The sequence below is a fragment of the Pseudomonas sp. Tav-5-1A genome, from assembly GCF_055755055.1.
This window is the reverse complement of sequence record NZ_CM146901.1, coordinates 2,617,169-2,641,551: the sequence shown is the minus strand read 5'-3', so window position 1 is coordinate 2,641,551 and position 24,383 is coordinate 2,617,169. Positions and strand designations below refer to the sequence as shown.

Genomic DNA, 24,383 nt, shown 5'->3' with positions numbered 1-24,383 from the left:
GGGACGGCATAGCTACATGAACGCCCCATTCCTTCCCTTCGAGATTCCCGACGTGACCCAGCGCGCCACCCTTTCGCTTCGCCCCCGCCTCCTCAACCAGACGCTGCGCCGCGCCCTGCTGTGCGGCAGCCTCTGCGCGCCCCTGGCCCAGGCCGCCGACCCGCTGCAGATCGACATCCAGGCCGGCAGCCTGGACAGTGCCCTGACCCAACTGAGCCGTAGCCTGGGCGTCAACATCATCGTTGACCCACAGCTGCTGGCCGGCAAGCGCAGCGCCGGCCTGCACGGGCGCTTCACCGCCGACCAGGCGCTGCAGCAGTTGCTGGCCGCCAGCAGCCTGGACGTGGTGAAGCAGCCCGACGGCTTCGTGCTGGTGCCGGCGGCACCGGCCAGCACCGCGCTGGACCTGGCGCCCACCGAAATCACCAGCAACCAGCTGGGCAACATCACCGAGGGCACCGGCTCCTACACCCCGGGCCTGCTCGGCACTGCCACCCGCCTGGTGCTCAGCCCCCGGCAGACCCCGCAGTCGGTGACGGTGGTGACGCGCCAGCACATGGACGACTTCGCCCTGGACAACGTCGACGACGTGATGCGCCACACACCCGGCATCACCGTGTCGGCGTACGACAGCGACCGCTCGAACTACTACGTCCGCGGTTTCTCCATCAACAATTTCCAGTACGACGGCATCCCCTCGGCGGTGCGCAACGTCGGCTATTCGGCAGGCAACACCCTCAGCGACATGGCCATCTACGACCGCATCGAAGTGCTCAAGGGCTCGCCCGGCCTGCTGGTGGGCGCCGGCTCGCTGGGCGGGACCATCAACCTGATCCGCAAGAAACCCACCGCCGACTTCCAGGGCCACGTGAGCCTGGGCGCCGGCTCGTGGGACAATTACCGCAGCGAGGTCGACGTCAGTGGCCCGCTCACCCCCACCGGCAACGTCCGGGGCCGCGCCGTCGCCGCCTTCCAGGACAAGCAGTCGTTCATGGACCGCTACAGCAGCAAGGCCGAGGTGTACTACGGTATCCTCGAATTCGACCTGTCGCCCGACACCCTGCTGACCGTGGGCGGCGACTACCAGGACAACACCCCGCGCGGTTCCACCTGGTCGGGCAGCTTCCCGTTGATCAACGCCCAGGGCGAGCGCAACAGCGTCAAGCGCTCGTTCAGCAACGCCGCCGACTGGAGCAGCTGGCGCCAGTACACGCGCACGCTGTTCGCCACCGTCGAACATCAGCTGGGCGATGGCTGGGTGAGCAAGCTGCAGCTGGACCACAAGCTCAACGGCTACGACGCGCAGATGGGCACTATCCAGGGCAACACCCCGGCCGCTGACGGCACCGCCCGCATCACCGCCCAGCGCTACCGCGGCGACACCACCAGCGACGCCGCCGATGCCTATGTCAGCGGCCCCTTCAACCTGTTCGGCCGCGAGCACGAGGTGGTGCTGGGCGGCTCCATCAGCAAGGCCGACTGGGATGGCAAGGGCTACTGGGAAGTGACCTTCCCCAGCGGCAACCAGCTGGACTTCTACAATTGGCACGGCAACGTCGACAAACCCTACTGGGGCACGGCGCAGCAGGTGAATGACGACGTGATTCGCCAGACCGGGGTGTACCTGGCCACGCGCCTGGCGGTCACCGACGACCTGCATTTCATCCTTGGCGGGCGGCTGGTGAACTACACCCTCACCGGCACCACCGACACCTACCGCGAGAGTGGCCGGGTCATCCCATATGCGGGCGCCGTCTACGACCTGACGAAGCAGTTCTCGGTGTACGCCAGCTACACCGACATCTTCATCCCGCAGGACTATTACAACCTCGACCGCAACGGCAAGCTGCTCGACCCCGACGAAGGCGAGAACTACGAGACCGGCATCAAGGGCGAATTCTTCGACGGCCGCCTGAACGCCAGCCTGGCGTATTTCCAGGTGAAGGAAAGCAACCGCCCGGTCTCGGACGACGCCTACAACAACCAGAGCCCGACGCCGCCCAACTACGCCTTCAAGGGCACCGACGCGCAGACCAAGGGCTTCGAGGCAGAGGTGTCCGGGCAACTGGCCAAGGGCTGGCAGCTGCAGGCCGGCTTCACCCACAAGGTAGTGCGCGACGACGGCAACGAGAAAATCTCCACCTTCGAGCCCGAGAACCAGCTCACCCTGTACACCACCTACAACCTGCCGGGTGCACTCAGCCAATGGACCGTGGGCGGTGGCGGCCGCTGGCAGAGCCGGGCCTGGCAGGCGATCTGGAACTCGCCCCATGACGAGTATGAAACCTTCGAGCAGAAGGCCTATTGGGTGGCGGACCTGATGACCAAATACCAGATCACCCCGCAGTTGTCGGCCACGGTGAACCTCAACAACCTGTTCGACAAGTACTACTACACCAACATCGGCTTCTATAACTCGGCCGTGTACGGTGAACCGCGCAACCTGATGGTGACCACCCGCTGGGACTTTTGACCGCAGTGCCCCCGGACGCAGCCTGCGGCAGCTGCTACGCGGGTGGGGTGTTGCGTCACGGACGCCGGATTTTGCGTAGCAGCGGCCACAGGCCGCGTCATGGACGCCGGGTTTTGTCAGGTACAGCGCGGCGTCCTCGGACGCCGCCTGCGGCAGCTGCTACGCGGGTGGGGTGTTGTGGTTTACACTGCGGCGGCCTGCGCATACACGGAGTCAGCTTCATGGCCTACCTGTCACCCAAGCTTGGCGGCGCGTCCACCGGGGTGTTCTGCCTGGAGACCAGCGACACCAGCGGCTACACCGTCGACTGGCACGCCCATGACGGTGACATGCTGCTGTTGCCGCGCCTGGGCGGCCTGCTGCTGGCCACCGAAAGCAACCCGCAGGCCTACCTGTCGAGCCAGTCGTTCTCCTTCGTGCCCGCCGGCTTCGCCCACGCCACCCAGGCGGCGCCGGGCCGGGAGAAACACATGACGCTGTACGTCGACCCCGGCTACGTGCGGCACCAGGGCCAGGCCTGCGGCTACCGCGGCTTCGCCCGGCAGCTTGACCGCTCCGGGGTGTGGCCGGCCAGCCCGGCGCTGGAGAATATCCTGCGCCTGCACGACCAACTGCAGCACGGCACGTCGCCCCAGGCCTTCGCGCAGCAGTTGCCGCACCTCAACCAACTGCTGTTCACCGAGTGCGCCCGGCTCATCGCCAGCCAGCCGGCGCACGCCCGGCCCCGCGACCACCAGCAACAGGCCCTGCTGGTGCAGGACATCCAGCGCTACGTGCGGGAAAACCTCGACCGGGACCTGTCGGTGGACGCCATCGGCCATGAGTTTCACCTGTCCCGGCGCCAGTTGACCCGCATCTTCAAGGCCGTCAGCGAGCAGACCCTGGTGGAGTTCATCAATCGTGCGCGGGTGGAAAGCGCCGCCCGGCTGCTATCGGGCACCTCGCTGTCGATCCTCGACGTCAGCCTGGCGGTGGGGCTGCAGTCGCCCTCCTACCTGGCCCGGCTGTTCCAGCGTTTGCTGGGCGTGGCACCCAGCGAGCTGCGCCGCCCCGGCTGAGGCCCAAACGGGCGCGCCCATGGCCCGATCGGGCGCATGCCGGCGCCCGGCCTTGGGCACACTGGCGGCGGGCAACGAATTCCGGGGAACGACCATGATTCGCGTGGGTGAAGCAACTGTCTGCATCGAGCGGCGTGAGGCCTTTGTGGCGGGCATGCCGGTGGCCCTGGGCAGCCGCGCCTTCGATGTGCTGGAAACGCTGATCGCCAGCCCCAACCAGCTGGTCAGCAAACAGGCGCTGCTGGACGCCGCCTGGCCCGACCTGTGTGTCGAGGAAAACAACCTCGCCGTGCAGGTCAATGCCCTGCGCCGCCAGCTGAAGCTGGACCGCACCACCCTGCAGACCCTGCCCGGCAAGGGCTACCGCCTGCACATCAGGCCGGTGCCCGGCTGCGCAGCGCTCACCACTGACCGCGGCGTGCTGGAAATCGAGTATGTGGAGTCGGTGGGCCTGGTCAGCCGCGTGCGCGGCAAGGAGGCGATCCGCGCCTTCCTGGGGGCGTTGTTGAGCAAGGTGCCGGAGTTCGAGGCGCACAACGTGCGCTTCCAGATCGACCTGCCAGAGCACCTGCACCCTGAATAATTACACCGGCCGCGTTGGGGCCGGACGCCGCCTGCGGCAGCTGCTACTGGCTGGCCTGGGCCTGGAACCATTGCATCACCTGCGCGCAGGCCGGGTGGCTGGCGGCCGCGGGCTGCGGGCACAGGGCGTAGACGCCGCCGGTGCGCAGCGCCGGGCCGAACGGCACCACCAACACCCCGCGGTCCAGGGACTCCTGGGCCAGGGTCTGGTCGGTGACGGCCACGCCCAGGCCCCGGGCAGCGGCGTCCAGCGCCAGTTCGTCGAGGTTGAAGGGAATGTGCCGGTAGTCGGCCAGCGGCCGTTTGCCGTGGGCCGCCAGCCAGTCGCGCCAGGCCTGGCGATCGGCCGAGCGGTGCAGCAGGGGGAAGCGCAGCAGGTCGTCCAGCCCTGACAACGGCCCCAGCCCCGGCGCGCACACCGGTATCAGCGCTTCCTCGAACAGGGTCAGGCAGGCCGGGTCGGCGGGCGCCTGTGGCAGGTACAGAATGAACGCATCGCTGTCGCTGGACGGCTCCACCACCTCGGTGGCCACGGTTTCGATGGCCAGCGCTACCTCGGGGTGGCGCAGGTAGAAATCGCTGAGCTTGGGCAGCAGCCAGCGCACCGCCAGCGACACGTGCATGCGAATCCGAAACGGCCGCTTCTGCGGTGCCAGGCGTTCATGCAGCGCCTTCAACTGCGCCAGGATCTGCCGCGCGCTGGCCAGCACCTGCTCGCCCTCCGGCGTCACCTGCAGCCCACGGCTGTTGCGCAACAGCAGCGGCACGCCGAAATGGCTTTCCAGCTGCTGCACCTTGCGGCTCACCGCGCTCTGGGTCAGGCACAGGGCGTTGGCGGCCAGGGTGAAGCTGCCGCTGTCCGCCACTTCCACCAGCGCTTGCAGGCCTTGCAGCGACGGCACATGCCGATTGTTATCCATGCGTTTTCCGAATAGACGAATGCGAATTTAACGTTGGCCGCAGCCCGCGCCACCTCATAAATTGTAGCCACGACGGCCAACCACCGAAAGCCATCATGCCTATTTCGCATGCGTGGCCGGGGCCCGCACCTTATCGAGGCAAACCATGAACAATCACTGTGGCTGGATAGCGCTGGCAGGCACTGCCGCCCCGCGGGCCCGCCTGCACGGCAACCAGCAGGCCGACTTCCTGATCATCGGCGCCGGCATCACCGGCCTCAGCGCCGCCCATGCGCTGGCCGAAGCGCACCCCCAGGCGCGCATCGTCGTGCTCGACCGGCAACGCGCCGCCCAAGGCGCCTCGGCACGCAATTCCGGCTTCGCCGTGGCCCACGAGCACCCCGGGGCCCTTGAGCTGATCGGCCAGCCGGGGTTCGCCGGCTACCAGGCCGACACCGCCATCTCCCGCGCGGCCAACGATGCACTGCGCCAGCGCCTGGCGCGGCTGGCGATCGACTGCGAGTTCCGCGACGACGGCTACCTGTTCGCGGTCAACGACCCGGCCAAGCTCACCGACATCGACGCCACCCTGGCCACCCTGCGCGCCGTGGGTGCCCAAGCCCGCTTCCTGCAAGGCGCGGCGTTGCAGCAGCGCCTGGGCACCGGCCATTACCAGGCGGCCATCGAGTGCGCGGGCGGCAATGCCCTGCTGCAGCCGGCGAAATACGTGCGCGGCCTGCTCGACACCCTGCCCGCCTCGGTCACGGTGTACGAACACACCGCGGTTACCGGCCTCGAGCGACTGGCCAAGGGTGGGTTACGTGCGGTTGCCGCACACGGCAGCGTCACGGCGCCACGGGTGCTGGTGTGCCTGAACGCCTTCATCGCCCGCAGCGGCCTGGCCGCCAGCGCCACCTTCCCCATGGAACTCAGCGCCAGCCTCACCCGCCCCCTGAGCGAGCAGGAACTAGGCGACGTCACGCCCTGGGGCGTGCTGTCCACCCGCCCGCTGGGCGCCACCGTGCGGCTGACCCCGGACCGCCGGGTGATGATCCGCAACACCGCCGAATACCGCGGCACCGACCTCTCCGACGCGCAGCTGCTGCAGCGCCGCCAGCACCACTTGCAAGGCCTGCAACGGCGCTTCCCGTGGCTGACGGCCGAGGACATTCGCTACACCTGGACCGGCCACCTCAGCGCCTCGCGCTCGGGCCAGCCGTACTTCGCCGAGGTGGAACGCGGCCTGTACGCGGTGGCCGGCTGCAACGGCTCGGGCGTGGCCCGTGGCACCCTGTGGGGCCAGCTGCTGGCGGAACTGGCCAGCGACCAGCGCTCGCCACTGCTGGACGCCGTGCTCGAGCGCGCCCGCCCCGGCTGGCTGCCGCCCAAGCCGCTGCTGGACATCGGCGCCTGGCTGCGCATGCGCGTGGAAACCGTGCGCGCCCGCAGCGAAATCTGAACAACAATAACCTCAACCCCGACAGGTCCTGGAACATGCGCGCACTCACGCTTTGCACCGCCACCCTGCTGTCCACCTTCGCCTTGGCCGCCCACGCCGACGAGCAGGTGAGCATCTCCAACTGGAACGGCTACATCGCCGACGACACCCTGGTGAACTTCACCCAGGCCACCGGCATCAAGGCCACCTACGACCTGCACGACAGCAACGAGGTGCTGGAGTCGAAACTGATGACCGGCAACTCCGGCTACGACGTGGTCAGCCCGTCCAACCACTTCCTCTCGCGGCTGATCAAGGCCGGCGCCATCCAGAAGCTGGACAAGAGCCAGCTGCCCAACTGGCAACACCTGGACCCGGTGCTGATGAAGAAACTGGAGACCAACGACCCCGGCAACCAGTACGGCTTCCCCTACATGTGGGGCACCGCCGGCATCGGCTACAACGTCGAGAAGATCAAGGCGATCTTCGGCAACACCGACGTCACCCAGTCGTGGAGCCTGTTCTTCGACGAAGCCAACATCAAGAAGCTCAGCCAGTGCGGCGTGGCGATCATCGACAACCCCACCCAGGTGCTGCCCATCACCCTCAACTACCTGGGCCTGCCGCATCACAGCCATGAGCCCGCCGACTACCAGCAGGCCGAGGCGGCGCTGCTGAAGATTCGCCCGTACATCCAATACTTCCACGCCTCCAAGTACGTCAGCGACCTGGCCAACGGCAACATCTGCGCGGTGATCGGCTTCAACGGCGACATCGTCCAGGCCGCCGCCAGCGCCAAGGAAGCCCACAACGGCATCAACATCGCCTATTCGATTCCGAAAGAGGGCTCGACCCTGTGGATGGACATGGTGGTGATGCCCAAGGCCGCGCCCCACGAAAAGAACGCCTACGCCTACATGAACTACCTGCTCACACCCCAGGTAATTGCCAACATCAGCAACAGCATCCACTACGCCAACCCCAACAGCGGCGCCGAGGCCTACCTGACGCCTGCGGTGAAGAACGACCCGGCTATCTACCCGCCCAAGGACGTGCTGGACCGGGTGTTCATCGTCGAGGACCTGCCGCCGGCCATCGCCCGCCTTACCACCCGGCTGTGGACCAAGCTCAAGACCAACACCTGACCCCGTCGTCCGCGTAACGCCCGGACGCAGCCTGCGGCAGCTGCTACGCGAGGTGCCGTGTAGCAGCTGCGGGGCGGCCATCCGCCGCAGGCCGCGTCAGTGCGCGAATATCGACCCCCCCGCCTTGCCCGCCATCTTCTCCGGCTTGATCAGGAACCGCGCCAGCGCCGGCAACAGCCACAGCGCACCAAACATGTTCCACAGCAACATGAACGTCAGCATCAGGCCCATGTCGGCCTGGAACTTGATGGCCGAGAAGATCCAGGTGCACACGCCGATCGCCAGGCACAGGCCGGTGAACAGCACCGCCTTGCCGGTGGATTTCAGCGTCTGGTAATAGGCTTCCTGCAGCGGCAGGCCCGCGCGCAGGAAGCTCTCCAGGCGGCTGTAGATGTAGATGCCGTAGTCCACGCCGATGCCCACGCCCAGCGCCACCACCGGCAGGGTCGCGACCTTGACGCCGATGCCCATGAACGCCATCAGCGCGTTGCCCAGCACCGAGGTCAGCACCAGTGGCAGCACGATGCACAGCGTGGCGGCGAACGAGCGGAAGGTGATCAGGCACATCACCGCCACGCAGATATACACCAGGATCAGGATAGTCAGCTCGGCCTGCTTGATCACCTCGTTGGTGGCCGCCTCGATGCCGGCGTTACCCGCCGCCAGCTGGAACTGCAGGCCGTCGCTGTCATGGCTGGCGGCGAACTGCTTGATTACCGCCACAGCGCGGTCGAGGGTCTCGGCCTTGTGGTCGTTGAGGAACACCAGCAGCGGCGCCAGCGAGCAATTGCCGTTGTACAGGCCATCGGCGCGGGCCACCGAGCTGTTGAGCACCTCGGGGTTGCGCGACAGGCTTTCCCACTTCAGGTTACCCTCGTTCATGCCCTTGATCACCTGCTTGCTCACGGTGACCAGCGACACCGTCGACTGCACCCCGGCGGTGTTGTCCAGCTGCCACATCAGCTCGTCCATCGGCTGCATGGTCTCGTAGCGCGAGCAGCCTTCGGCGGCGGTCTGCACCATCACCACCAGCACGTCGGAGCTGGTGGCGTAGTGGTCGATGATGAACTGGTTGTCCTGGTTGTAGCGCGAGTCGGGGCGCAGCTCCGGGGCGCCCTGGTCGAGGTCGCCGATCTTCAGGTTGTGGCCGTACCACAGGCCGCCACCCAGGGCGATCAACGCCAGCGCGACCGACACCGGCGCCACTTTCGGGCTTGCAAAGTTCGACAGCGCGCGCCAGAACGGGTGCTCGCGTACCGCGTCCTTCTTGCTGCGCTCAATGGCGCGTTTGCTGATGCCCACGTAGGAAATCGCCACCGGCAGCAGGATCAGGTTGGTGAACACGATCACCGCCACGCCAATCGAGGCGCCGATGGCCAGCTCGCGAATCACGCCGATGTCGATGATCAGCAGGGTGATGAAACCCACGGCATCGGCCAGAATGGCGATCATGCCCGGCAAAAACAGCTGGCGGAAGGTACGCCGCGCCGCGGTCAGGGCGTTGTCGGCGTCACTGGACTGCAGGGCGATGCCGTTGATTTTCTGCACGCCGTGGGAGATGCCGATGGCGAAGATCAGGAACGGCACCAGCATCGAATACGGGTCCAGGCCGAAGCCGAAGGCGTGCATCAGGCCAAGCTGCCATACCACCGCCACCAGCGTGGTGCTGAGCACGGCGATGGTGCTGCGCAGGCAGTTGGTGAAGAAATACAGCAGCACCAGGGTGATGACGAAGGCGACGCCGAAGAACATCACCACCATGATCAGCCCGTCGATCAGGTCGCCGACCTTCTTGGCGAAGCCGACGATGTGCACCTTGACGTTGGGGTTCTGCGCCTGGAACTTGTCGCGGATCTTTTCCTCAAGGCTGTGGGAAAACTTTTGGTAGTCCAGGCTCAGCAGCTTGCCCTGGTCGCTGGGGTCGGGGTAGGACTCCAGCAGCGGGATCTCGACGATGCTCGACTTGAAGTCGTTGGCCACCAACCGCCCCACCTGGCCGGACTTGAGGATGTTGCTGCGCAGCAATTCGAGGCTGTCGGCCGAGCCGTTGTAGCTCTGCGGAATCACCTCGCCGCCGGCAAAGCCCTCCTCGGTGACCTCGGTCCAGCGCACGCTGGGGCTCCACAGCGACTTCATGCCCGAGCGGTCGACGCCGGGAATGTAGAACGCCTCGTCGTTGATCTGCCGCAGGGTCTCCATGTAGTCCTTGTTGAAAATATCGCCGTTCACCGCCTCCACCGAGATACGCACGGTGTTGCCCAGGTTGGCCAGGTCGTTGCGGTGCTCGAGCATGCGCTGGATAAACGGATGCTTGAGCGGGATCATCTTCTCGAAGCTGGTGGAGGGACGGATCTGTGTGGCTTGCCAGAACAGGAAGAGGCTGGCCAGCAGGCAGAGGATGATGACCGCGGGGCGGTTGTTGAAGATCAGGCGTTCCAGCAGGGTGCCCTGGGGTGCCGGGAAGCGTTGCTGAATGCTCATGGTTGCACGGCCTCGATGCCGTTGATGGTCGCGCGATGCGCACCGTTTTCGCCTACCAGCAGCAGGCCGTCGCCGGCGGCTGCCACAGCCGCAAGGGCCTGGCGGTCCGGGCGGGTGACGCGGCTGAAGCGCTGGCCGTCGTCGACGCTGCGCAGCACCGTGCCGCCCTCGCCCACCAGCACCAGCGTGCCGTCGTTCAGCAGCCGGGCGTTGGCCAGGCCGGCGTCCAGCGGCCCGCGTTCGCCCTGCACGGCGATGGCTTGCCAGCTGTCACCGAAGTCGGTGGAACGGAACACATGGCCGCGCAGGCCGAACACCAGCAAGGTGCGGGCCTGGGCGGTGGCGACGGCGCCGAACAGCGTTCCCTCGTAGGGGCCTTGCAGGCGCTGCCAGCTGGCACCGCCGTCCGCGGAACGGAACAGCAGGCCCTGCTCGCCGACGATCACCAGGCCCGCGTCCTTCACCGCGGCAATGGCGTTGAGGTGCAGCTGGTCGGGGTTGTCCAGCCGTGCGCTGGCGTCCTGCCAGTGGCTGCCGCCGTCCTCGGTCACCAGCAGCGCACCGTAGGCGCCCACGGCGAAACCGTGGCTGACGTTCTCGAACCACACCCCCAGCAACGGTGCCTGCCGCGCCGGGTCCTGGAACTGCAGGGCCCAGGTGGCGCCGCCGTCGGCCGTGGCGAGGATCTGCGCGTCGTGCCCCACCGCCCAGCCGTGCTGGGTATCGACGAAGTACACCGCCGTCAGCAGTTGCTGGCTCGGCACGCTCGCCTGGCGCCAGCTGCGGCCCTGGTCATCGGACAGCAGCACATGGCCGCGCTCGCCCACCGCCACCTGCCGCGTGCCGACACTGGCGACGTCGGTCAACAACCCCGACGCCGCCCGTGGCAGTTCGCCGGCCTGCACGGCCCCGGCCATCACCAGCGCCAGCCACCAGGCGCCCCCCTTGCCCACCCTCAACCGCTGCCTCGCCACCGCACTCGCTCCCATGACTGTCGCCGCCGCCCCCAGGGCGCGGCCCGGGGCCATTCTAGGGAGCCGCCCCAGGCCCACGCACTTCACCTTTGGCTATAGGCATAAGAATTTGCTGGAAGGCAGAACCCGGCGCGCTCCCTACCATGCGGCAGACCTGGAGCACAGGGGATATCACCAGCAGCCAGCGGGGCAACTGACCCCGCGTCTTAGCCATGCAGGTTTTGGGGGAGAGCAGCGTGAACACGATAAAAACCTTGGGGACACTGTATCCCCACACCCTGGCAATGGCCGTGGCCCTTGCCGGCGCCGCACCGGCCATGGCGGCAGATTTCAGCATCGGCGACATCGAGGGCCACCTGGACTCGACGTTGTCCATCGGCGCCAGCTTCGGCACCGCCAACCCGGACAAGCAGTTCATCGGCACCGCCAACGGCGGCCACGCCGCCACCCGCACCAGCGACGACGGGCGCCTGAACTTCAAGAAGGGCCAGGCGTTTTCGGAGATCTTCAAGGGCGTGCACGACCTGCAGCTCAAGTACCAGGACAGCGGCGTGTTCATCCGCGCCAAGTACTGGTACGACTACGCCGTGGAGCACGGCAACACGCACCTCTACGACATTGACGACAGCGGCCGCGACGAAGCCGCCAAGGGCCAGGGCGCGGAGATTCTCGACGCCTTCGTCTACCACAACTACAGCATCGCCGACCTGCCGGGCAGCGTGCGTGCCGGCAAGCAGGTGGTCAGCTGGGGCGAGAGCACCTTCATCGGCAACTCCATCAACGCCATTAACCCGGTGGACGTCTCGGCCCTGCGGCGCCCCGGCTCCGAGGTCAAGGAGGGGCTGATCCCGGTGAACATGCTGTACGTCAGCCAAGGCCTGAGCGACAACCTGTCGGTGGAAGCCTTCTACCAGCTGACCTGGCAGAAGACCGAGCTGGACAACTGCGGCACCTTCTTCGGCAGCGACGTGGCCGCCAAGGGCTGCACCCAGGGCATGACCATCAACGGTAGCGACTTCGACCGCACGGCCAGCAACTACGGCTACGTGCCGCGCGGCAGTGACGACGACGCGCGCAACAGCGGGCAGTTCGGCGTGTCGCTGCACTGGACCGTGCCGCAGCTCAACGACACCGAGTTCGGCTTCTACGCCCTCAACTATCACGCGCGCAACCCGGAGTTCAACTGGACTGTGGGCAAGGGCGCGCTGGCCGACCCGGTGGGCGGGCTGAGTGGCAAGGGCGGCGTGAGCACCGCCACCTACTACCTCACCTACCCCGAGGACATCCACCTGTACGGCCTGAGCTTCGCCACCAACGTTGGCGCCACGGCGCTGTCGGGCGAGATCAGCTACCGGCCGAACATGCCCATGTCGCTCAACGCCAGCGACGTCTCCAACGCCGCCGTGCTGGGCTCGGCCGCCACCAGCCCGCTGGTCAACGCCGGCCTGCCGATTTTCAGCAGCGGCTGGGCCAGCTCGACCTACGGCTCGACCATCCAGGGCTACAAGCGCATGCCCTACACCCAGGCGCAGACCACCGCGGTGCGCACCTTCGACCACGTGCTGGGCGGCGACCGCCTGAGCCTGGTGGGCGAAGTGGGCATGGGCTACATCAGCGGCCTGGGCGCCACCGACGGCTCGGACCTGCGCTTTGGCCGCAGCAGCGTCTACGGCAACGGCGCGCTGGCCGACGCCGGCACCGCCCTGCTGCTGGGCGGGCTGTCGGGCAACGCCATCTGCCAGGCGCTGAACAGCTCCAACCCCGGCCAGTGCAACAGCAAGGGCTACTACACGCCGATCTCCTGGGGCTACCGCCTGCGCGCGGTGGAGGAATACAGCGACGTGTTCGCCGGGGTCAACCTCAAGCCCAACGTCACCTTCTCACACGACGTGCGCGGCAACGGCCCGACCTTCACCGAGGGCAGCAAGGCCATCAGCGTGGGCGTGGATGCCGACTACCTGACCAAATACACCGCCAGCCTCAGCTACACCAACTTCTTCGGCGGCGATTACAACACCAACACTGACCGTGACTTCGTCGCCTTGAGCGTCGGCGTCAGCTTCTGATCCTGCGAGGTACCCGATGAAACACTTGCACCTGTTTACCCTGAGCCTGTGCCTGCTGGCGTCCCACGTGCACGCCGCGGTGACCGCCGACCAGGCCGCGCGCCTGGGCGCCGACCTCACCCCGGTGGGCGCGCAGAAGGCCGGCAACGCCGACGGCAGCATCCCGGCCTGGACCGGCGGCCTGCCGGTGAACGCCGGCAAGGTCGACGCCGACGGCTTCCTGGCCGACCCGTTCGCCAGCGAAAAGCCGCTGTTCGTGATCACCCAGGCCAACGCCGCGCAGTACAAGGACAAGCTCACCCCGGGCCAGCTGGCGCTGTTCGCCCGCTACCCCGACAGCTACCGCATTCCCGTGTACCCCAGCCACCGCACGGTGAGCCTGCCCGACAAGAGCCTGGCCGCCACCCGCCAGAACGCCACCGACACGCAGCTGGTGGCCGGCGGCAACGGCCTGGAACACTACCACCCCGGCGCGGTGCCCTTCCCGCTTCCCAAGGACGGCCTGGAGGTGATCTGGAACCTGATCGGCCGCTACCGTGGCGACACCATGAAACGCATCGTCATGCAGGCCTCGCCCCAGGCCAACGGCGACTTCACCCCCACCGTGCTCAAGCAGGAGCTGGCCTTCCCCACCGGCCTGAGCGACTACGACCCGCAGGAGCAGGCGAATATCCTCAGCTTCTACCGCGAGGAGTTCCTGGCCCCGGCGCGCATGGTCGGTGGCGTGCTGCTGGTGCACGAGACCGTGGACCAGGTGAAGGAGCCGCGCGAGGCCTGGATGTACAACGCCGGCCAGCGCCGGGTGCGCCGCGCGCCGCAGGTGGCCTATGACAGCCCGGCCGCCGAAGGCCTGCGCACCTACGACGACTTCGACCTGTTCAACGGCGCCCCGGACCGCTTCGACTGGAAGCTGGTGGGCAAGCAGGAGCTGTACATTCCCTACAACAGCTACCGCCTGGAAGCGCCGACGCTCAAGTACACCGACATCGTCAAGGCCGGCCATATCAACCAGGACCTGACCCGCTACGAGCTGCACCGGGTGTGGCACCTGACCGCGACGCTGAAGCCGGGCGAGCGGCATATCTATTCGCGGCGTGATATCTACATCGACGAAGACAGCTGGCAAGGCGCCGAGACCGAGGCCTACGACGGCCACGGCGCGCTGTGGCGGGTGTCGGAGGGCCATGCGAGCTTCTTCTACAACGTCAAGGCGCCGTCATTCGCCGCCGAGGTGCACTACGACCTGCTGTCAGGGCGCTACGCGGTGAACTCGCTGCACAACGAGGAGAAGAACGGCTACACCTTCAACGTACCCATGAGCCGCAAGGACTTCACCCCGTCGGCGTTGCGGGTGACCGGCATTCGCTAAAAGCGGACGCGGCCTGGCGGCCGCTGCTACGGTGTTCGCGAATCCCGTAGCAGCGGCCGCCAGGCCGCCTCATAGGCCCGAATTTTGCTTTGAATTCATGAACATCCTGAAGTTCGGCGAGTGCTCATGAAGTTGCATCAACTGCGGGCCATGGTCTCCATCTGTGAAAGCGGCAGTATCCAGGAGGCCTCGCGCCTGCTGCATATCTCCCAGCCGGCCCTGTCCAAGGGCATCAAGGAACTGGAAGCGGAGCTGGGCGTGCCCCTGCTGATCCGCTCCAACCGCGGCATCACCGCCACCGAGTACGGTGAACGGCTGGTGCGCCGCGCACGCCTGATCCTCGAGGAAGTGCGCCGCGCACGCGAGGAAATCGAGACGCTCAAGGGCGTGATGGACGGCAAGCTGTCCATCGGCGTGTCACCGGTGACGCCGGGGCCGCAGTTCGTCAACAGCCTCAACCGTTACCGCAAACGTTACCCAAAGGTGCACATCCAGATCCACGAGCTGCGCCCTTCCAAGCTGATGGAGGGTCTGCGCGAGGGTTTGCTGGACATGGCCCTGACCTCCCTGCCCGCCGCGCGCTGCACCGATGGCTTCCATTGGGTGGAGCTGTTCGAACAACCCGCGGTGCTGGCTGTGCGCACCGGCCACCCCAGTGCCGGCGCCACCAGCCTGGCCGAACTGCGCGAGCTGGACTGGCTGCTGCAGGACTCCATGGAGCAGTCCAAGGTGAACATGATGTTCGAGCACCACGCCATCGCCTGGCCCGACAACGTCATCGAGTGCGCCTCGGTGGTGCTGTTTTCCGAGATGGCCGCCACCAGCGACGCGGTCAGCTACTGGTCGCAGCGCATTCTTGACCGCACGCAGAATTTCACCAACGGCCTGCAGGTGCTGAAGATCGCCGAGCCGGTGCCGCCGATGAACATCTCGCTAGTGTGCCGCGACCAGGAGCTGATGACGCGCGAGGCCAAGGCGCTGGCCGATGAGCTGATCTATGTGTACAAGAGCCCGCATGCGGTGAAGGCGCCGGAGCTGGCCTGACACCCGTAGCCGCTGCCGAAGGCTGCGCTGGCCCTGTGCCTCGCTGAAAATCTCCGGTGTTCACACCGGCCAGCGCAGCCTTCGGCAGCGGCTACGGTTGTCATAACCAACCCTGATACGCATGTGCAGAGGTGATTATCCAGGCGCAAGGGGCTGGGGCATGCTGTGGCCATCGCAACTCCACCGCACAAGGATTTCCCATGAGAGCGCCCCCGCGCCGCCCCCTGGTGATCGGCCTGCTGATGGCCGTGATGGTCATCAGCGTGCTGGACAAGACCATCTTCGCCTTCGCCGGCCCGCAGATCATCGATGAACTGCAGCTGAGCGCCGAGCAGTTCGGCTTCGTCGGCAGCGCGTTTTTCTTCCTGTATTCGCTGTCGGGCATCGCCGTGGGCTTCCTCGCCAACCGCTTTCCCACCCGCTGGATTCTGGCCCTGATGGCGCTGGTGTGGACCAGCGCGCAGCTGCTGGTGACCTTCGCCAATGGCCTGGCGGCGCTGACCGCCAGCCGCCTGCTGCTGGGCGCCGGTTGTGGCCCGGGCACGGCGGTTACCCAGCACGCCAGCTTCAAGTGGTACGCCGCCGACAAGCAGGTGCTGCCGGCGTCGCTGCTGCAGGTGTCGATCATGCTGGGCGGCCTGCTGGGCGCTATCGCCCTGCCCTTCAGCATTGCCCATTTTGGCTGGCGCTCGGCCTACCTGCTGTTGGCAGGCCTGAGCCTGGCGTGGATGCTGGCCTGGTGGCTGTTCGGCGCCGAAGGCAGCCAGGGCGCAGCACCCCAGGCGGCGAGCCCGACCGTGCCCTACCGGCACCTGCTGCTCAACCGCACCTTCGTGTGGATCTCGCTGATGTGCTTCCTGGCCTACCTGCCCAACGCGCTGTCGTTCAGCTGGTCGGCGGTGTACCTGCAGAAAGGCCTGGGCCTGGGCAGCATGCAGGCCGGCTACGTGCTGTTTGCCGCCACCTTGAGCATCATCGTCATCAACCTGCTGCTGTCGGCGCTGTCCCAACGCCTGCTCAGGAACGGCGCCAGCGTGCAGCGCAGCCTGGTGCTGCCGCCCATGGCCTGTTGCATGCTCGGCGGCCTGGCCTTCTGCGCCCTGGGCACGCTGACCGCCGGGCTGGCCATGAAGCTGGCGTGCTACGTGCTGGGCGGCGTGCTGGTTAACGGCGTGTTCGCCTTCGGCATGACCATCACCTCGCACATCTCGCCGCTGCGCCAGCGCGGCGCCATGCTGGCGATCCACGTGGGCAGCATGACCCTCTCGGGCATGTTCGCGCCCTGGGCCGTGGGCCGGCTGGTGACGCTGTTCGACGGTGACATCGCCCGCGGCTTCGAGACCGCGCTGCACGGCATCGGCGTGGCCGCCATGGTCTGCGCGGCGCTGGGGCTGGTGATCATCGCGCCGGCGCGCACGCGCCAAGCCCTGCAGGCGCGCTGGGCCGGCTGAACCCCCTGTTTTCCATTGCTTGACCCACGGCGCGCGGGCCTGCCCCGCGCGGCGCCTGCCTGCGCGCGCCGTTCCCGTTCGTTGCCTACCAGGACTCTCGCATGAACCTTTCCGTGTTTGCTTCAAGCTACGCCCAGGCGCGCCAACAGTTTCTGCTGGCCTGCGCGCGCCGCGGCCTCGCCGTGCAGTCGCACGTGCACCCGCACACCGGCAGTGACAATGAAACCCTGGCCTTGGACGTGTGCCGGGTGGGCGCGCCCGACGCGCGCAACCTGATGGTGATCAGCAGCGGCTGCCATGGCATCGAGGGCTTTTGTGGCTCGGCGGTGCAGCTGGATCTGTTGAACGACGACAGTTGGATGGCGCTGACCGAACAGCAGGACCTGGCCGTGCTGTACCTGCACGCGCTCAACCCCTACGGGTTTTCGTGGCTGCGGCGGGTGACCCATGAAAACGTCGACCTGAACCGCAACTTCCTCGATTTCAGCCAGCCCCAGCCGGCCAACCCCGGCTACGCCGCCATTGCCCAGCGGCTGCTGCCCGAGCAGTGGCCGCCGTCGCGCATCAACGAACTGAAGCTGATGCTGCAGGTGCTGCGCAAGGGCCGCAAGGCACTGCAAGCGGCCATCTCCAGCGGCCAGGCGAGCCACCCCGACGGGCTGTTCTTCAGCGGCACCGCGCCCACCTGGAGCAACCAGCGGGTGCGCCAGGTGCTGCGCGAACACGCCCAGGCCTGCCAGCGCATCGGCTGGATCGACCTGCACACCGGGCTGGGCCCGATGGGCGTGGGCGAACGCATCTACAAAGGCCCGGCCAGCGCCGACGACCTGGCCCGGGCCAAGGCCTGGTGGGGCCCTGCGGTGACCAACAGCTTCGACGGCAGCTCCACCTCGGCGCACCTGCGCGGCACCCTCGACCTGGCCGTGATGGAAGAATGCCCGCAGGCCCAGTACAACGGCCTGACCCTGGAATACGGCACCCAGCCCGGCCCGCAAGTGCTGCAGGCGCTGCGCGCCGAACAGTGGCTGCAACGCCACCCGCGCACCGGCGCCGAGCAACGCCAGCGTATCAAGCAGCAGATACGCGAGGCGTTCTACGTGGAGACCGATGAGTGGAAGCGCCGGGTGCTGGAGCAGGCCCGCGAGGTGTGCCGGCAGACGGTGGACGGCCTGCTCACCCGATAAAGCCCCGTAACCGCAAAGGGGTTACACCGGGGTGAGCGGGCGCTTGCCGTTGTAGAACCAGCCCTCGATGTTCTTCCACACCAGGTCGCCCATGGCCTGGCGGGTTTCCTGGGTGCCGCTGCCGACGTGGGGCAGCAGCACCACGTTGTCCATCGCCAACAGGCTTTCGGGCACCTGCGGTTCGGCCTCGAACACATCCAGGCCGGCGCCGGCGATGGTGCCCTGCTGCAGCGCCTGGATCAGCGCCGGCTGGTCCACCACCGAACCGCGGGCGATGTTGATCAGGAAGCCCTTGCTGCCCAGCAACGCCAGGCGCCGCCCGTCGATCAGGCGGTCGGTGGCCTTGCCGCCCGGCACTGCCAGCACCAGCACGTCGCAGGCGCTGATCATCGCGTCGAGTTCGGCGAAGTAGCGGTAGTCGACCCCCGCCTTGGGGCTGCGGTTGTGGTACAGGATCTCCATGTCGAACGCCGCCGCCCGCCTGGCGATGGCCTGGCCGATGTTGCCCAGGCCAACGATGCCCAGCTTCTTGCCGCCGACCTTCACCGCCACCGGGAAGCGCGCCTGGGGCCACTTGCCGGCACGCACGTAGCGGTCGGCCTCGGTGAAGCGGCGCAAGGTGTCGAGAATCAGGCCCATGGCCGTGTCCGCCACGCAATCGTCCAGCACCTGCGGGGTGTTGGTGACCACGATGCCGCGGTCGCGAGCCACGTCCACGGCAATGGCGTCATAGCCCACGCCGAAGCTGAAGATGGCCTCCAGGTTGGGCAACTGCCCCAACAACGCCGCGCTGGCGCCGTACACGCCGCTGGTGACCAGGGCCTTGATGCTGGCGCCGTTGGCCTGCAGCCAGGCCTGCTGGTCGGCCAGTTCCCAGTAGTGGGTGGCGGCGAAGTGGGTGTCTACCGCTGTTTGCAGGCTGGGCAGCAAGGGGCCTGCGATAAGGACTGGGGTGGGCTGGGTCATGGGAGCTCCTGGAAGTCGTTGTTGTGCGAAGCGGGTGAAGTCATCGTACAACTTAGCAGAAGTGTACGCAAAGGACGCGGCCTGCGGCCGCTGCTACGGAGGTTTGGTGTAGCCGCTGCCGCAGGCTGCGGCGACGGATTGCGCGCAGCACCTGTAGCAGCGGCCGCAGGCCGCGTCCCACCCACACCAGCGAACTTTGCCCGCCCCCCCGAGTCGGTATTGAATACCCAGCCGCGCAAGGACGGTCACGCCATGCTCACGCCCCAACCCCGGCCATTCGCCGAGCCGGCCGCCACGGTGCGAACCCTGCGGCTGCTGACGGTCAACACCCACAAGGGCTTCAGCGCGCTGAACCGTACCTTCGTGCTGCCCGAGCTGCGCGAGGCGGTGCGGGCGGTGTCGGCCGACGTGGTGTTCCTGCAGGAGGTGCTGGGCATGCACCGCCTGCACGGCCAGCGGTTCGACAACTGGTCGGACGTGCCGCAGTACGAGTTCCTCGCCGACAGCATGTGGCCGGTGTTCGCCTACGGCCGCAACGCGGTGTACCCCGACGGCGAGCACGGCAACGCGCTGCTGTCGAAATTCCCGATCCTGAGCCACGACAACCACGACATCAGCGTCAACGGCGCCGAGCAGCGCGGGCTGCTGCACTCGGTGCTGGCCGTGCCGGGGCACCGCGAGGTGCACACGGTGTGCGTGCACCTGGGCCTGGGCGAGCGCCAGCGCCAGCGCCAGTTGCAACTGTTGGCGCAGCTGCTGGACGCGCTACCCATCGACGCCCCGGTGATCGTCGCCGGCGACTTCAACGACTGGCGCAAGCGCGCCGACGCGGTGCTGGCCGAGTGCGGCCTGCACGAGGTGTTCGCCCAGGCCTACGGCGCCCCGGCCCGTACGTTCCCGGCGCGCCTGCCGCTGCTGTGCCTGGACCGTGTGTACCTGCGCAACGCCACCGCCCTGACGCCCAAGGTGCTGGCGCGCAAGCCCTGGTCGCACCTGTCCGACCATGTGCCACTGGCCGTGGAGGTGCGCCTGTGAACCGCTCGTGGCGCGATGACAACGCCGTGCAGCTGCTGATCAACGGCGAGGCGTTCTTCGACAGCGTGCTGCAGGCCATCGCCGCGGCGCGCGAAGAGGTGCTGATCGAGACCTTCATCCTGTTCGAGGACGAAGTGGGCCGGCCCTTGCAGTTGGCGCTGATCAGCGCCGCCCACCGCGGCGTGCGCGTGGAGGTGCTGGTGGACGGCTACGGCACCGCCGACCTCAGCAGCCGCTTCCTGCGCGAACTGGTGGAGGCCGGCGTGCACCTGCAGGCTTTCGACCCGCGGCCCAAGGTGCTGGGCCTGCGCACCAACCTGTTCCGCCGCCTGCACCGCAAGATCGTGGTGGTCGACGGCGAGACCGCCTTCATCGGCGGCATCAACTACAGCGCCGACCACCTGCTGCAGTCCGGGCCCATGGCCAAGCAGGACTACGCGGTGAAGGTGCAGGGGCCGATCGTCGCCGACCTGCACCAGGCCACCCTCACCCTGCTCGACGAGACCAGCCGCGTGCGCCGCCAGGCCCGGCCCTGGCTGACGCCGCGGCAGCGCATCGAGGCCGACAGCGGCACCGCGCGCATGCTGTTGCTGATCCGCGACAACCAGGCCCACCGCGATGACATCGAGCACCAGTACCTGCTGGGCATCCGCCGCGCGCAGCAGCGCATCATCATCGCCAACGCCTATTTCTTCCCCGGCTACCGCCTGCTGCGCGAGTTGCGCAACGCCGCGCGCCGGGGCGTGGCAGTAACCCTGATTCTGCAGGGCATGCCCGACATGCCGCTGGTGCGCCTGTGCTCGCGGCTGCTGTACAACTACCTGCTGCGCGACGGCGTGCAGATTCGCGAATACACCCAGCGGCCGCTGCACGGCAAGGTCGCGGTGATCGACCAGACGTGGGCCACGGTGGGCTCCAGCAACCTCGACCCGCTGAGCCTGTCGCTGAACCTGGAAGCCAACGTGGTGATCGACGACGCCACGTTCAACCAGGTGCTGCATGACCACCTGGCCGAGCTGGCCAGCCAGCATTGCAAGACCGTGACCCTGCAGCGGGTGCTGCGCGGCTACTGGTGGCGGGCGCCGCTGATTTTCCTGAGTTTCCACTTTTTGCGGCATTTCCCGGCCATCGTCGGCATGTTCCCGGCCCACTCGCCGAAGCTGGCTCCCTTGGGGCCGGTGCTCAAGGAACCGGTGGAGAGCGCCGAGGCCAAGGCTTATGAGTAGCCACCCACGCCTGTGGAAATGGCTGCGCCGGGGCGTCAACGTGCTGTTCCTGGTGCTGGTGCCCGTGCTGCTGGTGATGCTGCTGCGTAACATGGACTGGCAGGAGGTGGGCCACGCCCTGCGCGCCTACCCCTGGCCGCTGCTGGCCGCGGGCGCTGGCATCGCCCTGCTGAGCTACGGCGTGTTCGCCAGCTACGACCTGCTGTCGCGGCGCTACACCGGGCACCGCCTGCCCGCGCGCCAGGTGGTGCCGCTGGCGTTCGTCTGCTACGCGTTCAACCTCAACCTCAGCTCGTGGGTGGGCGGCATCGCCCTGCGTTATCGCCTGTATGGCAAGCTGGGGCTGGACGTGCCGACCATCACCAAAATCCTCAGCCTGGGGCTGGTCACCAACTGGCTGGGCTATTTGCTGCTGGGCGGCGCGGTGTTCGCCGCCGGCCTGCCGCCGCTGCCCGACAGCGTGAAGATGGGCCAGGACGGCCTGCGCCTGATCGGCGTGGCCATGCTGCTGGCCGGCGCCGCGTACCTGCTGGCCTGCGCCTTTGCCACGCGCCGCACCTGGCATGTCCGCCAGCAGGCCATCACCCTCCCCGGCGTGCGCCTGGCGCTGGCGCAGGCGCTGCTGGGGGCACTGAACTGGTCGCTGATGGCGGCGTTGATCTACCTGCTGCTGCCGGCCAAGGTCGGCTACCCGACGGTGCTGGCGATCCTGCTGATCAGCAGCATTGCCGGGGTCATCACCCACATTCCCGCCGGGCTGGGGGTGCTGGAAGCGGTGTTCATGAGCCTGCTGCAGGGCCAGTACTCCAAGGGCACGCTGCTGGCGGCGCTGCTGGGCTACCGCGCGCTGTACTTCCTGCTGCCGCTGCTGATTGCCTGCGTGGCCTACCTGTGGCTGGAACGCCGGGCCAGGGCGGTCACGCGTCCAGCACCGCCCGCACCCGCTCGCTCAGGGCCTGCAAGGTGAACGGCTTGACCAGCAGGTGCATGCCCGGCTCCAGCTGCGCCCGGGTCATCACCGCCTGCTCGGCGTAGCCGGTGATGAACAGCACCTTCAGCCCCGGGCGTATGCGCGCGGCGGCGTCCGCCACCTGGCGGCCGTTGAGGCCACCGGGCAGGCCGACGTCGGTGATCAGCAGGTCCACCTCACCGGTCATCTGCAACAGCGCCAGGCCGGCCACGCCGTCGGCGGCCTGCAGCACTTCGTAGCCCATCTCCTCCAGTTGCTCGGCCACCAAGGTACGCAAGGTGGCCTCGTCGTCGATCAGCACCACGGTCTCGCCCAGCCGCGCCGGGCGCGCCACCGGGCTGGCGCAAGGGTCGCTGGCCTGCTGCGCGGCGCCCAGGTGGCGCGGCAGGTACAGGCGCACCGCGGTGCCCTCGCCCAGGGTCGATTCGATGCGTACGCGCCCGCCCGACTGGCGGGCGAAGCCGTAGACCATCGACAGCCCCAGGCCGGTGCCCTGGCCGATGGGCTTGGTGGTGAAGAACGGATCGAAGGCCCGGGCGATGACTTCGGGGGGCATACCGGTGCCGCTGTCGATCACGCTGAGGCACAGGTACTGGCCGGCGGGCAGATCGTCGTCGCTGCGCGCCGGCAGCGACTGCTCATGATGGTGCACCTGCAGCACCAGGTGGCCGCCGTCGGGCATGGCGTCGCGGGCGTTGATGCACAGGTTCAGCACGGTGCTTTCCAGCTGGTTGGGGTCCACCAGCACGGTCCACGGCGCCAGCTGCGGCTGCCAGTCGAGCACCACGGTGGGGCCCAGGGTCTGGCGGATCAGGTCGCGCAGGCCGTCCACCAGCAGCACGACGTCGGTGGGGCGCGGGTCGAGGGTCTGGCGGCGGGCGAAGGCCAGCAGCCGGTGGGTCAAGGTGGCCGCGCGGTTGGCGGCGCCGTGGGCGGCGTCCAGGTAGCGGTCCAATTCACCGAAGCGGCCCTGGTCGATGCGCCGCCGTAGCAGCTCCAGGCTGCCGGTGATACCGGTCAGCAGGTTGTTGAAGTCGTGGGCCAGGCCACCGGTCAGTTGGCCCACGGCTTCCATTTTCTGGCTGTGGCGCAGCAGCTCTTCGGCCTGGCGCAGGGCCTCGGTGCGCTCGCGCTCGACAGTGATATCGCGGCCCACGGCGTTGAAGAAGCCGTCGCCGGGCACCGCCGCCCAGTTGATCCAGCGGTAGCCGCCGTGGCTGTGGCGCAGGCGACAGTCGAGGTCGTGCACCGATTCGCCGCGGGCCAGCTGCGCGGCGGCGGCCAGCACGGTGGCGCGGTCATCTTCATGCACCAGGTCGAGCACGCTGCTGCCGCGCAGCTGGCACTCGTTCCAGCCCAGCACCTGCTCCCAGGCCGGGTTCAGGGCTACCACCTGCAGGTCCTGGCGGGTCACCAGAATGATGTCCGAGGACAGCTGCCACAGGCGGTTGCGGTCGGCGGTGCGCTCGGCCACCTGGCGCTCGAAGCTGTCGGCCAGCTCCTTGGTGCGGCGCTGGGCGATGATGGTGTCGGTGGTCTCCATCACCGTGTCGAGAAAGCCCATGACCTGGCCCTGCTCGTCGCGCACCGGGCTGTAGGAGAAGGTGAACCAGGCGGGCTCGGGGTAGCCGCGGCGGTTGATCACCAGGGGCAGGTCCTGGTTGAAGGTGGGTTCGCCAGCCAGGGCGCGGTCGGCGATGGCGCGAACCTGGGGCCACACTTCGCCCCACACCTCGCTGAACGGCCGGCCCAGGGGCGCGGGCTTGTCACCGAGGATCGGCACGAAGGCGTCGTTGTGGATGGCGATCAGCTGCGGGCCCCAGGCCAGGCAGGCCGGGAAGGCGTTGGACAGCACCAGCTCCACGGCCATGCGCAGGGCCAGCGGCCAGTCGTCCATGGGCCCCAGGGGCGTGGCGCTCCAGTCGAAGCGGCGCACTTCGTCGCTCATCACGCCGGTGGTGGCGGGAAAAACACCCAGCGATACTTCCTGCATCGGCTGAACCTTCAATGGCTGAGCCCGAC

General features: G+C 67.6%; 18 protein-coding genes. 13 read left to right on the top strand and 5 right to left on the bottom strand.

The window, feature by feature from the left end:
- Nucleotides 1–16: 16 nt before the first annotated feature.
- From AC0J42_RS12110 to AC0J42_RS12100, 3 genes are all read left to right on the top strand, one after another.
- Entirely contained in the window at nucleotides 17–2,473 is a 2,457-nt protein-coding gene (locus tag AC0J42_RS12110; protein ID WP_473006308.1) for a TonB-dependent siderophore receptor, read from the top strand.
- A 221-nt stretch (nucleotides 2,474–2,694) separates the two neighbouring features.
- Nucleotides 2,695–3,531: a helix-turn-helix domain-containing protein gene (locus AC0J42_RS12105; RefSeq protein ID WP_473006307.1), complete on the top strand. Its 837-nt coding sequence runs from the start codon at nucleotides 2,695–2,697 to the stop codon at nucleotides 3,529–3,531.
- A 94-nt stretch (nucleotides 3,532–3,625) separates the two neighbouring features.
- A complete protein-coding gene (locus AC0J42_RS12100; RefSeq protein ID WP_473006306.1) occupies nucleotides 3,626–4,114 on the top strand; it encodes a winged helix-turn-helix domain-containing protein in 489 nt (162 codons plus the stop codon).
- 43 nt (nucleotides 4,115–4,157) lie between these two features.
- On the opposite strand, the gene AC0J42_RS12095 is transcribed toward AC0J42_RS12100, so the two are convergent.
- Nucleotides 4,158–5,033, bottom strand: coding sequence for a LysR substrate-binding domain-containing protein (locus AC0J42_RS12095; RefSeq protein ID WP_473006305.1), 876 nt, complete (start codon nucleotides 5,031–5,033; stop codon nucleotides 4,158–4,160).
- A 145-nt stretch (nucleotides 5,034–5,178) separates the two neighbouring features.
- On the opposite strand from AC0J42_RS12095, the gene AC0J42_RS12090 reads away from it, so the two are divergent.
- Both AC0J42_RS12090 and AC0J42_RS12085 read left to right on the top strand, forming a co-directional pair.
- Complete coding sequence (locus AC0J42_RS12090) at nucleotides 5,179–6,471, top strand: NAD(P)/FAD-dependent oxidoreductase (RefSeq protein ID WP_473006304.1); 1,293 nt, start codon at nucleotides 5,179–5,181, stop codon at nucleotides 6,469–6,471.
- A gap of 35 nt (nucleotides 6,472–6,506) precedes the next feature.
- Nucleotides 6,507–7,595, top strand: coding sequence for a polyamine ABC transporter substrate-binding protein (locus AC0J42_RS12085; protein WP_473006303.1), 1,089 nt, complete (start codon nucleotides 6,507–6,509; stop codon nucleotides 7,593–7,595).
- A 96-nt stretch (nucleotides 7,596–7,691) separates the two neighbouring features.
- Here AC0J42_RS12085 and AC0J42_RS12080 read toward each other — a convergent pair whose 3' ends face one another.
- Together AC0J42_RS12080 and AC0J42_RS12075 are read right to left on the bottom strand one after the other, a co-directional pair.
- Nucleotides 7,692–10,076 (bottom strand): efflux RND transporter permease subunit, encoded by a 2,385-nt coding sequence (locus AC0J42_RS12080; protein ID WP_473006302.1) that lies wholly within the window; start codon nucleotides 10,074–10,076, stop codon nucleotides 7,692–7,694.
- Nucleotides 10,073–11,104 carry a WD40/YVTN/BNR-like repeat-containing protein gene (locus AC0J42_RS12075; RefSeq protein WP_473006301.1) on the bottom strand — a complete coding sequence of 344 codons (1,032 nt, stop codon included), beginning with the start codon at nucleotides 11,102–11,104 and terminating at the stop codon, nucleotides 10,073–10,075. Before AC0J42_RS12075 ends, AC0J42_RS12080 begins: the two co-directional genes overlap by 4 nt.
- 182 nt (nucleotides 11,105–11,286) lie before the next feature.
- On the opposite strand from AC0J42_RS12075, the gene AC0J42_RS12070 reads away from it, so the two are divergent.
- The 5 genes from AC0J42_RS12070 to AC0J42_RS12050 all read left to right on the top strand — a co-directional run bounded on the left by AC0J42_RS12070 (nucleotide 11,287) and on the right by AC0J42_RS12050 (nucleotide 18,164).
- On the top strand, nucleotides 11,287–13,116 hold the full coding sequence (locus tag AC0J42_RS12070) for a DUF1302 domain-containing protein (protein WP_416423777.1): 1,830 nt from the start codon (nucleotides 11,287–11,289) through the stop codon (nucleotides 13,114–13,116).
- 16 nt (nucleotides 13,117–13,132) lie between these two features.
- Nucleotides 13,133–14,485, top strand: coding sequence for a DUF1329 domain-containing protein (locus tag AC0J42_RS12065; RefSeq protein ID WP_416423776.1), 1,353 nt, complete (start codon nucleotides 13,133–13,135; stop codon nucleotides 14,483–14,485).
- Between the two features lie 126 nt (nucleotides 14,486–14,611).
- A complete protein-coding gene (locus tag AC0J42_RS12060; protein WP_416423775.1) occupies nucleotides 14,612–15,529 on the top strand; it encodes a LysR family transcriptional regulator in 918 nt (305 codons plus the stop codon).
- Nucleotides 15,530–15,729: 200 nt separating this feature from the next.
- On the top strand, nucleotides 15,730–16,980 hold the full coding sequence (locus tag AC0J42_RS12055; protein ID WP_473006300.1) for an MFS transporter: 1,251 nt from the start codon (nucleotides 15,730–15,732) through the stop codon (nucleotides 16,978–16,980).
- Between the two features lie 101 nt (nucleotides 16,981–17,081).
- On the top strand, nucleotides 17,082–18,164 hold the full coding sequence (locus AC0J42_RS12050; protein WP_416423773.1) for a M14 family metallopeptidase: 1,083 nt from the start codon (nucleotides 17,082–17,084) through the stop codon (nucleotides 18,162–18,164).
- A 21-nt stretch (nucleotides 18,165–18,185) separates the two neighbouring features.
- On the opposite strand, the gene AC0J42_RS12045 is transcribed toward AC0J42_RS12050, so the two are convergent.
- Nucleotides 18,186–19,130 (bottom strand): 2-hydroxyacid dehydrogenase, encoded by a 945-nt coding sequence (locus AC0J42_RS12045; RefSeq protein WP_473006299.1) that lies wholly within the window; start codon nucleotides 19,128–19,130, stop codon nucleotides 18,186–18,188.
- A gap of 252 nt (nucleotides 19,131–19,382) precedes the next feature.
- Between AC0J42_RS12045 and AC0J42_RS12040 the strand changes: the two genes are divergently transcribed.
- From AC0J42_RS12040 to AC0J42_RS12030, 3 genes are read left to right on the top strand one after another with little or no spacing between them, the layout of a single operon-like run.
- Complete coding sequence (locus AC0J42_RS12040) at nucleotides 19,383–20,165, top strand: endonuclease/exonuclease/phosphatase family protein (protein WP_473006298.1); 783 nt, start codon at nucleotides 19,383–19,385, stop codon at nucleotides 20,163–20,165.
- Nucleotides 20,162–21,391 carry a cardiolipin synthase ClsB gene (clsB, locus tag AC0J42_RS12035; RefSeq protein WP_416423770.1) on the top strand — a complete coding sequence of 410 codons (1,230 nt, stop codon included), beginning with the start codon at nucleotides 20,162–20,164 and terminating at the stop codon, nucleotides 21,389–21,391. The genes AC0J42_RS12040 and clsB overlap by 4 nt, the downstream gene beginning before the upstream one ends.
- Entirely contained in the window at nucleotides 21,384–22,358 is a 975-nt protein-coding gene (locus tag AC0J42_RS12030) for a lysylphosphatidylglycerol synthase domain-containing protein (RefSeq protein ID WP_473006297.1), read from the top strand. The genes clsB and AC0J42_RS12030 overlap by 8 nt, the downstream gene beginning before the upstream one ends.
- Here the strand turns inward: AC0J42_RS12030 and AC0J42_RS12025 are convergent.
- Nucleotides 22,309–24,354, bottom strand: coding sequence for an ATP-binding protein (locus AC0J42_RS12025; RefSeq protein ID WP_416423768.1), 2,046 nt, complete (start codon nucleotides 24,352–24,354; stop codon nucleotides 22,309–22,311). The genes AC0J42_RS12030 and AC0J42_RS12025 overlap by 50 nt on opposite strands.
- Nucleotides 24,355–24,383 lie beyond the last annotated feature (29 nt).